At 72.9% G+C, this 13,073-nt stretch carries 11 protein-coding genes; 5 read left to right on the top strand and 6 right to left on the bottom strand.

The annotated features are described in order from the left end of the window. Nucleotides 1–33 precede the first annotated feature (33 nt). A complete protein-coding gene (locus tag OG965_RS14310) occupies nucleotides 34–606 on the top strand; it encodes a hypothetical protein (protein WP_371652439.1) in 573 nt (190 codons plus the stop codon). Nucleotides 607–612: 6 nt separating this feature from the next. Here the strand turns inward: OG965_RS14310 and OG965_RS14305 are convergent, their stop codons facing one another. The 4 genes from OG965_RS14305 to OG965_RS14290 all read right to left on the bottom strand — a co-directional run bounded on the left by OG965_RS14305 (nucleotide 613) and on the right by OG965_RS14290 (nucleotide 4,433). Next, nucleotides 613–1,623: an LLM class F420-dependent oxidoreductase gene (locus OG965_RS14305; RefSeq protein ID WP_371652438.1), complete on the bottom strand. Its 1,011-nt coding sequence runs from the start codon at nucleotides 1,621–1,623 to the stop codon at nucleotides 613–615. 114 nt (nucleotides 1,624–1,737) lie between these two features. Then, nucleotides 1,738–2,565 (bottom strand): hypothetical protein, encoded by an 828-nt coding sequence (locus OG965_RS14300; RefSeq protein WP_371652437.1) that lies wholly within the window; start codon nucleotides 2,563–2,565, stop codon nucleotides 1,738–1,740. Between the two features lie 186 nt (nucleotides 2,566–2,751). Further along, nucleotides 2,752–3,711 (bottom strand): N-acetylmuramoyl-L-alanine amidase, encoded by a 960-nt coding sequence (locus OG965_RS14295; protein ID WP_371652436.1) that lies wholly within the window; start codon nucleotides 3,709–3,711, stop codon nucleotides 2,752–2,754. A gap of 74 nt (nucleotides 3,712–3,785) precedes the next feature. Continuing rightward, nucleotides 3,786–4,433: a class I SAM-dependent methyltransferase gene (locus OG965_RS14290; RefSeq protein ID WP_371652435.1), complete on the bottom strand. Its 648-nt coding sequence runs from the start codon at nucleotides 4,431–4,433 to the stop codon at nucleotides 3,786–3,788. 162 nt (nucleotides 4,434–4,595) lie between these two features. Between OG965_RS14290 and OG965_RS14285 the strand changes: the two genes are divergently transcribed. The 3 genes from OG965_RS14285 to OG965_RS14275 all read left to right on the top strand — a co-directional run bounded on the left by OG965_RS14285 (nucleotide 4,596) and on the right by OG965_RS14275 (nucleotide 9,646). After that, nucleotides 4,596–6,755, top strand: a complete 2,160-nt coding sequence (locus OG965_RS14285; RefSeq protein ID WP_371652434.1) for an acyl-CoA dehydrogenase — start codon at nucleotides 4,596–4,598, stop codon at nucleotides 6,753–6,755. 12 nt (nucleotides 6,756–6,767) lie between these two features. Next, on the top strand, nucleotides 6,768–7,952 hold the full coding sequence (locus OG965_RS14280) for a lipid-transfer protein (protein WP_371652433.1): 1,185 nt from the start codon (nucleotides 6,768–6,770) through the stop codon (nucleotides 7,950–7,952). 272 nt (nucleotides 7,953–8,224) lie between these two features. After that, entirely contained in the window at nucleotides 8,225–9,646 is a 1,422-nt protein-coding gene (locus OG965_RS14275) for an MFS transporter (RefSeq protein WP_371652432.1), read from the top strand. Between the two features lie 4 nt (nucleotides 9,647–9,650). Here the strand turns inward: OG965_RS14275 and OG965_RS14270 are convergent, their stop codons facing one another. Both OG965_RS14270 and OG965_RS14265 read right to left on the bottom strand, forming a co-directional pair. Next, complete coding sequence (locus tag OG965_RS14270) at nucleotides 9,651–10,292, bottom strand: response regulator (RefSeq protein ID WP_371652431.1); 642 nt, start codon at nucleotides 10,290–10,292, stop codon at nucleotides 9,651–9,653. Nucleotides 10,293–10,475: 183 nt separating this feature from the next. Further along, nucleotides 10,476–11,588: a sensor histidine kinase gene (locus OG965_RS14265; protein WP_371656940.1), complete on the bottom strand. Its 1,113-nt coding sequence runs from the start codon at nucleotides 11,586–11,588 to the stop codon at nucleotides 10,476–10,478. A 628-nt stretch (nucleotides 11,589–12,216) separates the two neighbouring features. On the opposite strand from OG965_RS14265, the gene OG965_RS14260 reads away from it, so the two are divergent. Then, the gene (locus OG965_RS14260) at nucleotides 12,217–13,071 is read left to right on the top strand and encodes a MaoC/PaaZ C-terminal domain-containing protein (protein WP_371652430.1); all 855 of its coding nucleotides are present in this window, start codon (nucleotides 12,217–12,219) and stop codon (nucleotides 13,069–13,071) included. Nucleotides 13,072–13,073: the final 2 nt, after the last annotated feature.

Below are 13,073 nucleotides of genomic sequence, written 5' to 3'. Positions count from 1 at the left end.
GCCGGGGAGGACGACACATCCCCGGAGGTCACCGTGCCCAGTACGCTCAACTTCCGCCGCATACTCGTGGCGGTCGTCCTGTCCACCACCGTCCTGGTGTCGACGACCGCCTGCGGAGGCGAAACCAAGAGCGCCCGCAACAGCCTGACCGCGGCGGAGGCCAGCGCCTCCCCGACGCCGTCCAGCTCTTTCGAGAAGCAGAAGCTCGCCAAGACGCGGTTCGTCGCCAACGCGGGACTCGCGGCGGGCGCCGCCTACCAGTGGATCGTGAAACCCTTCAAGGCGGGCAAGTTCAAGAAGGGCACCAAGGGGCGGACGTTCGCCCTGGTCAAGGCCGGTCTGGCCGGCGCCTTCACCTACAACCGGCTGAAGGCGGCCGTGAACAACGCCAAGGGCGACCCGCTTCTCTCCAAGGCCGTCGCCCCCCTCAGCTCCGGCATCGACTCGCTCAAGAACCTCGGCTCCAAGCTGCGCAAGGGCGATGCCACCGACGCGGACGTCGGGATGTTCGAGAGCGTCATCGGTGGAGTGAAGGACGCCGGGAAGAGCGCGGGCGCCGAGGTCAAGGACCAGGTGCCGTCCGCTTCCCAGCTCAGCGGCGGCTGAGCCGGCTCAGCCGTTCAGCTCCGCCAGTACCCGCAGGGTCGTCAGGTCCGGTGACGTGACCAGCAGGTCCGTCACCGGACCCGCGCGCCACGACTCCAGCCGGTCCGCGATCCGTTCGCGCGGCCCGACCAGCGAGATCTCGTCGGCGAACGTGTCGGGCACCGCCCGTACCGCCTCCTCGCGGCGGCCCTCCGCGAACAGCGCCTGGATCCGGCGGGCTTCGGCCTCGTACCCCATCCGCGCCATCAGATCCGCGTGGAAGTTGCGGGCCGCGTGCCCCATCCCGCCGATGTAGAAGCCGAGCATCGCCTTCACCGGCAACAGCCCCTCGGCCACGTCGTCGCAGACGTGCGCCCGGACCATGGGGGCGACGGTGAAGCCCTCGGGCGCCCCCGCCAGCGACGCCTCGTACGCGTCCAGCCGCGTCGGCGACCAGTACAGCGGCAGCCAGCCGTCCGCGATCCGGGTCGTCTGCGCGATGTTCTTGGGGCCCTCGGCGCCGAGCAGCACCGGCAGGTCCGCCCGCAGCGGATGCGTGATCGACTTGAGCGGCTTGCCGAGGCCGGTGCCGTCCGCGCCCCGGTACGGGTGCGCGTGGAAGCGGCCGTCCAGCTCCACCGGCGCCCCGCGCCGCAGCACCTGCCGGATCACCTCCACGTACTCCCGCGTCGCCGTCAGCGGGCTGGACGGGAACGGCCGTCCGTACCACCCCTCCACCACCTGCGGCCCCGAAAGCCCGAGGCCGAGCAGCACGCGGCCGCCGGAGAGGTGGTCGAGGGTGAGCGCGTGCATGGCGGTCGCGGTGGGGGTGCGGGCTGCCATCTGCGCGACGGCCGTGCCCAGCCGGATACGGGAGGTGTGCGCGGCGATCCAGGTCAGCGGCGTGAACACGTCCGACCCCCAGGCCTCCGCGGTCCAGACCGAGTCGTACCCGAGCCGCTCGGCCTCCAGGGCCAGCTCCAGATGCCCGGGGTCGGGGCCCCGCCCCCAGTAGCCCAGTGCGAGTCCCAGCCGCATGACGAGAGCCCCTGTCCGTAGCAAGATCTGACGGATCGTCAGGGGAGCGTACGGGAACGGCCCCCCGCCCGAAAGGGGCGAGGGGCCGTGGATGCCATGCGGTGGATGAACGAACTAACCCCGCTGGATCCCCGTGGTGTCCTGAAGAACCCCACGACGACCGTCCTGCGTCTGCGCGACCAGCGCCGCACCACGCTGCTCAACCGCCAGGTACCACGTGCCGGGCGCGAGTTCCGCGATCGGCGTGGGGGAGCCGTCCTCCGGGTACAGGGGACGGGCCACCGGAACGGCGAACCAGAACGGGGCGAAGTCGCCCGCCGCGGCGCCGGCCGCGGGCTGCGGCTGGGCCGGGGCGCCGGGCGCCGGGGCCTGGCCGCCCTGGCTCGGGTCGGGGGCCGCGGCACCGTACGGCTGGGGCTGCGGCTGGGCGCCGCCCGGGTAGCCGTAGCCGCCCGCGGGCTGCGCGCCGTAGGGCTGGGCGCCGTACGGGGCCACGGCCGGGCGCGGGGCGCCCATCAGCGGGGCCTTGAGCGCGGCGACCATCGGGCCGGCCACGGCGCCCGCGGCGAGCACCAGCGCGGCGATCAGGCCGAGGATCATGCCGGCCCCGGCCTTGTCCATGTCGATGATGGTCCAGAACGCGGTCCACGCCGAGAAGATCGTGAACGCGGTGCCGAACTGGCCCAGGTCGATGCCGGCGATCTTCTTCGGCTGCGGCAGCGAACGGGCCACCACGATGAGGACTGCTCCGATGATGCCGGCCAGGAACATGCTCATCAGCAGGCCCAGCGAGTCCCAGGCGTTCGGCAGGTCGAGCTTCGGGCAGAACGTACCGGAGCACGAATTGCCGACCGAGTAGAGATCGAGGAACGAGGCGATGAACAGCACCACCGCTGCTCCGATCACCACGCCGTCGCCTCGCGTGAGGGAGCGGATGTTCACGTAAATAGTCCTTTTGGGTCGTCTCGTCGGGGCGGTCATCGCTGCCGCCGGTGTACGTGCACACGGCGCGAAGCACGGGGGCGGTTCCCCGCCCGGAGGAGAATCTATCGTCTGACCGGGTGGGAAGTCCCCTCGGTGCTCAGACCGTGACCGACCCGCAGCCGACCGCTCGCGTCGGCGACACCCTTACTTCTGCAGGAAGCTGCTGATCCCGTCCGCGATGCCCTGGGCGGCCTTCTGCCGCCAGTCCGCGCTCGTCAGCAGGGCCGAGTCGCCCGAATCCCGCATGTTCCCGCACTCGATGAACACCTTCGGCACGGTCGACAGATTGAGCCCGCCGAGGTCCTTGCGGACGTCCAACCCGGTGCCGTCCCCCACGTAGTTGGAGGGCGGCATGCCCGTGGCGTGCACGAACTTCCCCGCGATCCTCACACCCAGCTCACGCGAGGGGGCCACGATCGGGGCGGTGTTCGCCTTCCCCGCGTTCACCAGGGCGGGCAGGATCACATGGAAGCCGTGGTTGCCCTGGTCCGCGCCGTCGGCGTGCACCGAGACGACCGCGTCCGCCTTCGCCCGGTTGCCGATCGCCGCCCGCTCGTCCACGCACGGGCCGAACGGCCGGTCGTTGTCCTGGGTGTACGTGACGGTCGCGCCCAGCTTCTCCAGGAGCGCCCGGATGCGGTGCGAGACGTCCAGGGTGAACGCGGCCTCGGTGTACCCGCCTTGCGTGTCGGTGCCGGTGGTGTCGCACTCCTTCTTGTTCGTCCCGATGTCGACCTGGCGGTTGATCTCGGCAGCGTGCTTGAAGTTGCTCGGGTTGTGCCCCGGGTCGATCACCACGACCCGTCCGGCGAGCGGCCCGGTGGGGCGGGCCGACTGGGTGGAGGCCGAGGCGGACGGCGACGGGGTGGCCGTCACGGTCACGGTCGGCGGCTTCGCGGTCCCGTTCCCCGAGGGCGGCACGGCAGGCCCGCTCGGCAGCGGCAGCACCTTCGGCGGCTTGTCGTCCTGGCCGCCGGAGCCGCCCATGGCCTGCCACACCAGCCATCCGGCCAGGGCGGTCGGGACCAGCGCGGCGGTCACGATGACGAGGTTGCCGCGCATACGGCGCCGGGCGGGGGTGGGGGACTCGCTGTCGTACGACACGCTGCGATGCTAGCCGGGGAGGTCGGTGGGGGCGCGGTTCGTGCGGCCGAAGGGGTGCACTGCGGCGTGCGTCCTCACACGCCGGCGCGCGTGCGGCGCAGGACGCGCAGCGAGTCGGTGGCCGACACCTCGGTGAACGCGCCGGAGGCGAGGGCGCGCAGATAGACGCGGTACGGGGCCTGGCCGGTGAACTCGTCGACCGGGTCGGGGAAGACGTCGTGGATCACCAGGAGGCCGCCCTCGGCGAGGTGGGGGGCCCAGCCCTCGTAGTCCCCGGTGGCGTGCTCGTCGGTGTGTCCGCCGTCGATGAAGACGAGCCCCACCGGGCCGCCCCAGACCCGCGCCACCTGCGGCGAGCGCCCCACGACCGCGATCACGTGGTCCTCCAGGCCCGCCTGGTGCAGGGTGCGGCGGAAGGTGGGCAGGGTGTCCATCAGGCCGACCTCCGGGTCGACCACGGTGGGGTCGTGGTACTCCCAGCCGGGCTGCTGCTCCTCGCTGCCCCGGTGGTGGTCGACGGTGACGGCGACGGTCCCCGCGGCGCGGGCGGCGTCGGCGAGCAGCAGTGTGGAGCGGCCGCAGTAGGTGCCGACCTCCAGGAGCGGCAGGCCGAGCGCGCCCGCCTCCACGGCCGCGTCGTAGAGCGCGAGCCCTTCGCGTACGGGCATGAAGCCCTTGGCGGCCTCGAAGGCGGCGAGTATCTCCGGCTTGGGTGTCGCCATGGCAGGGCTCCTGTGGGTCGTGAGGGGACGCGGATCGTGTCTCCGGGTGGCGCCACATCGTAATCCCCGCCGAACCGGCCGTTGATCTGACCTTCCGTCAGATTGGAACGTGTTCTAGTCTGACGCCGTTCCAGTGGCGGCCGTGGCGGCGGGGGAGTGCGCATGGGCATCGGAATCACCCGGGAGCAGCGGGAGCTGGCCGAGGCGGTACGCGGCCGGCTGGCGCGGGCCGTGCCGGTCGAGGAGGTGCGCAAGCTGCTCGACGCGCCCGCCGGGGACGCCGCCAGGCCGCCGTACTGGGACGCGCTGGCCGAGCAGGGCCTGCTCGGGGTCCACCTGGGCGAGCGGTACGGCGGCGGGAGCCTGGTGGAGCTCGCGGTGGTCCTTGAGGAGGCGGGCAGGGGCGTGCTGCCGGGCCCGTACCTGTCGAGCGTGCTCGCGGCGGCGGTGCTTGAGCGGGCGGGACATCCGGCGGAGGTCGACGCGATCGCGACCGGGGTGCGGACCGCGGCCGTGGCGCTGGGCCCCGGGACCCTCACCGCCGTACGGGACCCGGCGGGCTGGACGCTCGACGGGGTCGCGCCGCCCGTCCTCGCCGGGGCGCAGGCCGACCTGCTGGTCCTGGCCGCCCGTGCGGGCGAGGAGACGCTGTGGCTGGTGGTGGGCGCGGCGGACCTGGACGTACGGGCGCACGACAGCGCCGATCCGACGCGCCCCACCGCCGAGGTCGTCGCGCACGGCCGCACGGTCGCGGACGACCGGGTACTCGCCGTGGACCCCGCGCTCGTACAGGACCTCGCGGCCGTCCTCTTCGCCGCCGAGGCGTGCGGCACCGCCGCCCGGGCGCTGGACACGGCGGTCGCCCACGCCAAGGTGCGCGAGCAGTTCGGGCGGCCCATCGGGCAGTTCCAGGCGGTCAAGCACCTCTGCGCCGACATGCTGGTCCGGGTCGAGCAGGCCCGCGCGCTGGTGTGGGACGCGGCGCGGGCGGCGGACTCGGAGCGGGCCGAGGTGCGCGGCCTGGCCGCCTCGCTTGCGGCCGCCACCGCCCTGGACGCCGCGTTCACCTGCGCCCAGGACTGCGTCCAGATCCTCGGCGGCATCGGCTTCACCTGGGAGCACGACGCCCACCTCCAGCTGCGCCGCGCCCTGGTGGCCCGCCAGCTCCTCGGCGCCGGGGACGCCCACCGGCAGCGGGCCGTCCGGCTCGCCGGGGCCGGGGCGCGCCGGGAGCTGCGGCTCGAACTGCCCGAGGAGGCGGAGGCGTTCCGGGGCCCGGCGCGGGAGGCGGCGGAGTCCGTACGCGGCCTCGACCCGGCGGCCGCCCGCCGCGCCCTCGCCCCCACCGGCTATGCCGCACCGCATCTGCCCCCGCCGTACGGCCTGGGCGCGGATCCGACGCAACAACTGGTCATCCAGGAGGAGTTGAGGTCGGCCGGGGTGAAGGTCGCCGAGCTGGGCATCGGCACCTGGGTGGTGCCGTCGCTGCTCGCGTACGGGACGCGCGAGCAGCAGGAGCGCTTCCTGCTGCCGACCCTGCGCGGGGACCTGCTGTGGTGCCAGCTGTTCTCGGAGCCGGAGGCGGGCTCCGACCTGGCGAGCCTGCGGACCCGGGCTGAGCGCACCGACGACGGCTGGCGGATCACCGGCCAGAAGGTGTGGACGAGCGCGGCCCAGTGGGCGGACCACGGCATCCTGCTCGCCAGGACCGACCCCGAGGCACCCAAGCACGAAGGCCTGACGTACTTCCTGGTCGACATGAAGCACACGCCGGGGATCGACGTACGCCCGCTCCGCGAGATCACCGGCGACGCGCTCTTCAACGAGGTGTACTTCGACGGGGCACCGCTGCCGCACGACGCGGTCGTCGGCGAGCCGGGCGGCGGCTGGCGGGTCGCCCGCAACACCCTGGGCAACGAACGCGTCCACATGGCCGACCAGTTGACCTTCGACACCGGCCTGGAGGCGCTGCTGGCCCGCGCCGACGGCCTGGACGGCTCGTACCGCGCCCGGATCGGCGCGCTGGCCGCCGAGGCACACGCACTCGCCTGCATCGGGCTGCGCACCACCATGCTCCAGGTGTCGGGCCTGGAGCCCGGCGCCGGGGCCAGTGTGCGCAAGCTCGTCCAGACCGCCCACCAGCAGAAAGTGGCCGAGCTCGCCCTGGAGCTGCTCGGCCCGGCGGGCGCGACGGCCGAGGGCCCGGCGCGGCGGGCCGTCCACGGCTATCTGATGTCCCGCTGTCTGACCATCGCGGGCGGCACCACCCAGGTCCAGCTCAATGTCGTGGCCGAGCGGATCCTCGGCCTGCCGCGAGACTGAAGGAGTACGGACGTGAAGAGCTTTGTGGCCGGAGCCGGCATGACGAGGTTCGAGAAACCCGAGTCGCGGGAGTGGCAGTACTGGGACATGGCGCGGGAGGCGGGTGAGGCGGCACTGGCCGACGCCGGTCTCCCGTACGAGCAGGTCGAGCAGGTGATCGCGGGCTACTGCTTCCAGCCGTCTACGGCGGGCCAGCGGGCGGCGTACGAACTCGGTCTGACCGGCGTCCCCGTCCACAACGTCAACAACAACTGCGCGACGGGCGCCAGCGCGCTGATGCTGGCGCGGCAGCTGGTGGAGGGCGGGGCGAGCGAGTGCGTGCTGGCGCTGGGGTTCGAGAAGATGAAGCGGGGCGCGCTGGGGGGTGGCGCGGGTGACGACTTCTCGACGTCCCCGGTGGCCCGCCACTACTCCGTCATGGCCGCCGCCCACGGCTTCGAGATGAGCCCGCCGACCGCGCAGATCTTCGGCAACGCGGCGCGTGAGCACATGGAGCTGTACGGGACGACCGAGGCGCAGCTGGCGGCGGTCGGCGCGAAGAACCACCGCCACTCGGTGAACAACCCGAACGCGCAGTTCCAGGTGGACTACTCGGTGGCGGAGGTGCTGGCGTCGAAGGAGATCCACCGCCCCTTGACGAAACTCCAGTGCTCGCCGACGTCCGACGGCGCGGCGGCGGCCGTGGTCGTCTCCGAGCGCTTCGCCGCCGAACACGGCCTGGAGGAACGGGCGGTGGAGATCGTCGCCCAGGCGATGACGACGGACACGGAGGAGTCGTTCGCCTCCGGCCGGTGCATCGACGTCGTCGGCGCGGGCATGTCCCGGGCGGCGGCGCGCCTCGTGTACGAGAGCTCCGGCCTCGGCATCGAGGACGTCGACGTGATCGAGCTCCACGACTGCTTCTCCATCAACGAGCTGCTGACGTACGAGGCGCTGGGGATGTGCGGGGAGGGGGAGTCCGGGAAGCTCGTGGAGTCCGGGGCGACGACGTACGGCGGGCGGTGGGTGGTGAACCCGTCGGGGGGGTTGATCTCCAAGGGGCACCCGCTCGGCGCGACGGGCCTGGCCCAGACGGCGGAACTGGTCCAGCACCTGCGCGGCGAGGCGGGCGCGCGTCAAGTGGGGGGCGCGCGGGTGGGGTTGGCGCACAACATCGGGTTGGGGGGAGCGGCGGTGCTGACGCTCCTACGGAGGTAGTGGCCCCACCCCGCCCCTTCACCTAAAGCCCTGGGCGGGCGCCGGGTGCTTCGTCTGCGGACCGTGGTGGGTTGCTCGCGCAGTTCCCCGCGCCCCTACAGGGCCGCCCCGCAGGGGCGCATTTGAGGGGCGCGGGGAACTGCGCGACCAGCCAGCCACGGTCCGCAGACGAACACCGGGCCCGGGGGCGAGGCCCCAACCGGCCGCCCGCCAGAGGGCTTTAGGGAAGGGGCGGGGTGGGGAATCGAACGACCGGCTGCAAACATGGCCACATGGTCCAAGCGCCCGCAGACACCGCCGCCATACCCGCCCGGACGAAACCCACCCGCACCTGGCTCGTCCTCCTCGCCGCCTGCGCCGGGCAGTTCCTCGTCGTGCTCGACGTCTCCGTCGTCAACGTGGCCCTGCCCTCGATGCGGACCGGACTCGGGATGACCCCGACCGGGCTGCAGTGGGTCGTCAACGCCTACTCCATCGCGTACGCCGGGTTCATGCTCCTCGGCGGCCGCGCCGGAGACCTCTTCGGGCGCAAGCGCATGTTCCTCGTCGGGCTCGGCCTGTTCACCGCCGCCAGCCTCGCCGGCGGGCTCGCCCAGGAGGGCTGGCAGCTGCTGCTGGCGCGCGGCGTGCAGGGCCTCGGCGCCGCCGTGCTCGCGCCGTCCACCCTGACCATCCTCACCGCCGCCGTCCCCGAGGGCGCCGCCCGTACCAGGGCCATAGGCACCTGGGCGGCGGTCGGCGCGGGCGGTGGCGCGGCGGGCGGGCTCGTCGGCGGGGTGCTCACCGACACCCTGTCGTGGCGCTGGGTGCTGCTCATCAACGTGCCGGTCGGCGCTCTCGTCCTCACCGGCGCCACCCTGTGGATCACGGAGAGCCGCGCGGCCACCCGCAACCGCCTGGACCTGCCGGGCGCGGTCGCCGTCACCGGCGGGCTCGCGGTCCTCGCGTACGGCATCGTGCAGACCGAACAGGCCGGCTGGACCGCGCCCCGGACCCTCGCCACGCTGCTCGGCGGGCTCGCGCTGCTCGGCGCCTTCCTCGCCGTCGAGACGCGGGCGGCGGCGCCGCTGATGCCGCTGCGGCTGCTGCGCATACGGGCCGTCTCGTCCGCCAACGTCGTGATGTTCGCCTGCGGCTCGGCCACCTTCTGTACCTGGTACTTCATGACGCTGTACGCCCAGAACGTCCTCGGCTACACCCCGCTGGGCGCCGGACTCGCCCTCATCCCCAGCTCGTTGAGCATCGTCTTCGGCGCCAAGATCGCGCCCCGCATCATGCCGGTGACCGGGACCCGCAACCTCACCGTCATCGCCCTCCTGATCGCCGCCGCCGGCTTCGGCTGGCAGTCCACGATGCACGCGCACGACCCGTACTGGATGTCGATCCTGGTGCCCGGCATGCTGATGATGACCGGCGCCGGGCTCGCGACGACGCCGCTCGCCTCGCTCGCCACCTCCAGCGCCGCGCCCGGCGAGGCCGGTCTCGTCTCCGGGCTCGTCAACACCTCCCGCACGATGGGCGGCGCGCTCGGCCTCGCCATCCTGTCGACCGCCGCCACCGCCCGTATCGGCGACTCGCTGACGCCCGAGGCGCTCACCGAGGGCTATGCGCTCGCCTTCCGCACCGGCGGCTTCGTCCTGCTCGCGAGCACGGTGGTCGCGCTGGTGTGGCTGCCCAGGACCACCAGGCGCTGACCGCTCAGAGCCAGCCCTGCTGCCGTGCCGCCCGCACCGCCTCCATGCGGTTGCGGGTGCTCGTCTTGCCGATCGCCGACGAGAGGTAGTTGCGCACCGTCGACTCCGACAGGTGCAGCTTCCCCGCGATGTCGGCGACGGTCGCGCCGTCCACCGACGCGTTCAGGACGTCCCGCTCCCGCGCGGTCAGCGGGTTCGCGCCCGCGCTGAGCGCGGCCGCGGCAAGGGCCGGGTCGATCACCGTCTCGCCGCGCAGCACCTGCCGGATCGCCTCGGCCAGGTCCTCCACCGGCCCGTCCTTCACCAGGAACCCGGCCGCGCCCGCCTCCATCGCGCGCCGCAGATACCCCGGCCGCCCGAACGTGGTGAGGATCAGCACCCGGCAGTCGGGGCACTCCTCGCGCAGCTTGGCCGCCGCGTCGAGGCCGCTGAGGCCCGGCAGTTCGATGTCCAGGAGGGCGACGTCGGGCCGCGAGGTGAGCGCCGCGTCCACGATCTTGTCCCCGGCGCCGACCTGCGCGACGACCTCGATGTCCTCCTCAAGCCCGAGCAGCAGGGCGAGGGCACCGCGCATCATGCCCTGGTCCTCGGCGAGGAGGACTCGTACGGACTTTCCGGGGCGGTGGTCGCGAGGCATTTCATCCATGGCGACAGGCTAAGGCCGACCACCAGCGACAACGGGACACCCCCGGCTCTCACGGGTCCTCCCCCAGCCGGACACACGCGGCCGGCCGCTCCCCGTCCGGGACAGCAAGCTGACCGACAGCCCCGTTCTCCTGCTGTCCCCCGGCACCTTCGCCGGACTCGTGGAGTACGCCAAGCGGTCCCGCTAGTCCTGCCGTGAGCCCTGCGCCTCCAACTCCGCGTCGAGCTCCGCGTCGAGCGGGTCGACCGGGAGCTCGGCGCTCACCTGGAAGCCGCCGCGCGGCCCGGGGCCCGCTTCGAGTGAGCCGCCGGCCGCCGCGAGGCGTTCGGTGAGCCCCTTCAGACCCGTGCCGCCGATGCGTGGACCGGGAGCCACGGGCTGTTCGGGCGGTACGCCGCACCCGTCGTCGGTGATCTTCAGCCGTACCCGCTCGGGCGCGCCGTCGACCACGATCTCGCAGCGGGTCGCGCCGCTGTGCCGTACGACGTTGGTGACCGCCTCCCGTACCACCCAGCCGAGCAGCGCCTCCACTTGCGCGGGCAGCGGCGGGCCCGACTGGGTCACCACCGGCTCCACTTCGGCCGCGAGCAGCGCCGAGCGGGCCCGGTCCAGCTCGGTGCCGAGGCTGCCCTCGCGGTAGCCGGTGACGGCCTCGCGGATCTCGGTGAGCGCCTGGCGGCCGACCGCCTCGATGTCGGCGACCTGGCCGAGCGCGGCGTCCAGGTCGCGCGGGGCGAGGCGGCGGGCCGCCTCCGACTTCACCACGATCACCGAGAGCGTGTGGCCGAGCAGGTCGTGCAGGTCCCGGGAGAAGCGGAGACGTTCCTTCTCCACGGCGGTACGGGCCAGCTCCTGGCGGGTGTCGCGCAGTTCGCGCACGGTCTGGGAGAGGGAGAGGACCGCCGCCGTCACCATGCCGGAGAGGAACGTGCCGTACGCGAGGGTCACGTTGCCCCACACCTCGCCGGCCTTCATGCCGGAGACGGCGCCCGCCGAGCCCGCCAGGACCATGATCGTGAGACCGAGGCGCCTGTCCCGCAGCACCGCGCCGCAGGCCAGCGAGAGCAGCGGGAAGAAGAACAGCCAGTTGCCGCCGTAGAAGAGGGCGAGGCCGTAGGTGATCGCGGCCATCGCGGCCAGGATCACCAGCGTCGTCCGGCTCTCGCGCTTCTCCTTGTCGAAGGCGCGGAAGGCGACGGTGACGTAGAGGGAGTTGAAGGCGAGCAGGCCCGCGCCGCCGACCCAGGGGTTCGCGGTCCTGCCCTGGACCAGGTTGGAGAAGGCGCCCAGGCCCATCAGGAGCCAGGGCAGCAGGGTGTATCCGCTGGCCGGGGGGCCGGGGAGGTCGGCGTCGCGCGCGCTCCTCTTCGGCAGCTCCGGCAATCTCGGCAGGCTGGGCGCCACGTTCTCGTTCTCCCCGTTCGTCAGGCTCACTCCGTCCTCGCGGACCGTCGGTAGGAGATCACGGTGTACGAGCCGAATGCCAGCGGCTGCTGTCTGCGTCATGTCCTTGACGCTACGGAGTGGCCCGTGGGGCCCGGCAGAGGTTCTTGTACGGGGTTCAGTGGGACAAATGTCCCGGCGGTTCGTTCGGGTGCGGGTGAGTGGGGGCTGGTCGCGCAGTTCCCCGCGCCCCTTGGGGGTTGGGGGTGCCCGGCGCCGATGGGGCAGGGGCCGCAGGCCCCGCCCTTCAGGGGCGCGGGGAACTGCGCGACCAGCCACCCGCGATCCGCAGGCAACAGGAGACCTGACGGCGCGTCAGAAGTGTTCCCAATCCTATGGTGCTGCGTTATACATAGGGGCCATCGAGCCCTAGAACGCGTTCTAGAACCGGCGCCCGGAGCCGGTCCCGCACGGCCTCGGTGCGGCCGACGGTGCGGACGGCCGCGCCGAGGTCTTCCCACCTCCAAGGAGCAGCCCCCGTATGCCCATCGACGTCGCGAAGGCGCTCGCCGCCGAGCCCCGGTCCACCGAGATCGTCTGGGACCACAAGGACATCCAGCTCTACCACCTGGGACTCGGGGCGGGCGTCCCGGCGACCGACCCCGACGAACTGCGGTACACCCTGGAGTCGAAGCTGCACGTGCTGCCCTCCTTCGCCACCGTCGCGGGCGCCGGCATGGGCGTGGTCGGCGGGCTCTCGGCGCCGGGCATCGAGGTCGACCTCGCCGCCGTGCTCCACGGCGGCCAGGGCATCGTCCTGCACCGCCCGATCCCGGTACGGGGCAAGGCCGTCTCCACCTCCAAGGTGGCCGCCGTCTACGACAAGGGCAAGGCCGCCGTCCTGGTGCTGCGCACCGAGGCCGCCGACGCGGAGGGGCCGCTGTGGACCAGCGACGCCCAGATCTTCGTACGCGGCGAGGGCGGCTTCGGCGGCGAGCGCGGCCCCTCCGCCCGCACCGAGCAGCTCGACCGCGCCCCCGACCGCACCGTCGAGTGGAAGGTGCGCGAGGAGCAGGCGCTGCTCTACCGGCTCTCCGGCGACTGGAACCCGCTCCACGCCGACCCCGACTTCGCGAAGCTCGCCGGGTTCGACCGGCCGATCCTGCACGGCCTGTGCACGTACGGAATGACGCTCAAGGCGGTCGTCGACACCCTGCTCGGCGGCGAGGTGGCCCGCGTCCGCTCGTACACCACCCGCTTCACCGGGGTCGTCTTCCCCGGCGAGACCCTGCGCATCCGGATGTGGGCCGGTCAGGGCCGCGTCCAGGTGTCGGTGACGGCCGTCGAGCGGGACGACGCGCCGGTGCTCTCCGACACGCTCGTCGAACACGTCTGAAC

Source organism: Streptomyces sp. NBC_00224, from assembly GCF_041435195.1.
In the GTDB taxonomy this organism is placed as follows: Bacteria; Actinomycetota; Actinomycetes; order Streptomycetales; family Streptomycetaceae; genus Streptomyces.
Note: the sequence above shows the minus strand (reverse complement) of the source record. Positions and strands in the feature narration are given on the sequence as shown.

Excerpts from the sequence above, each read along its gene's own strand:
- OG965_RS14305 (WP_371652438.1), bottom strand. The coding sequence starts at position 1,623 with ATGCGGCTGGGACTCGCACTGGGCTACTGGGGGCGGGGCCCCGACCCC.
- OG965_RS14290 (WP_371652435.1), bottom strand. The coding sequence starts at position 4,433 with ATGGCGACACCCAAGCCGGAGATACTCGCCGCCTTCGAGGCCGCCAAG.
- OG965_RS14285 (WP_371652434.1), top strand. The coding sequence starts at position 4,596 with ATGGGCATCGGAATCACCCGGGAGCAGCGGGAGCTGGCCGAGGCGGTA.
- OG965_RS14275 (WP_371652432.1), top strand. The coding sequence starts at position 8,225 with ATGGTCCAAGCGCCCGCAGACACCGCCGCCATACCCGCCCGGACGAAA.
- OG965_RS14270 (WP_371652431.1), bottom strand. The coding sequence starts at position 10,292 with ATGGATGAAATGCCTCGCGACCACCGCCCCGGAAAGTCCGTACGAGTC.
- OG965_RS14265 (WP_371656940.1), bottom strand. The coding sequence starts at position 11,588 with ATGGGCCTGGGCGCCTTCTCCAACCTGGTCCAGGGCAGGACCGCGAAC.
- OG965_RS14260 (WP_371652430.1), top strand. The coding sequence starts at position 12,217 with ATGCCCATCGACGTCGCGAAGGCGCTCGCCGCCGAGCCCCGGTCCACC.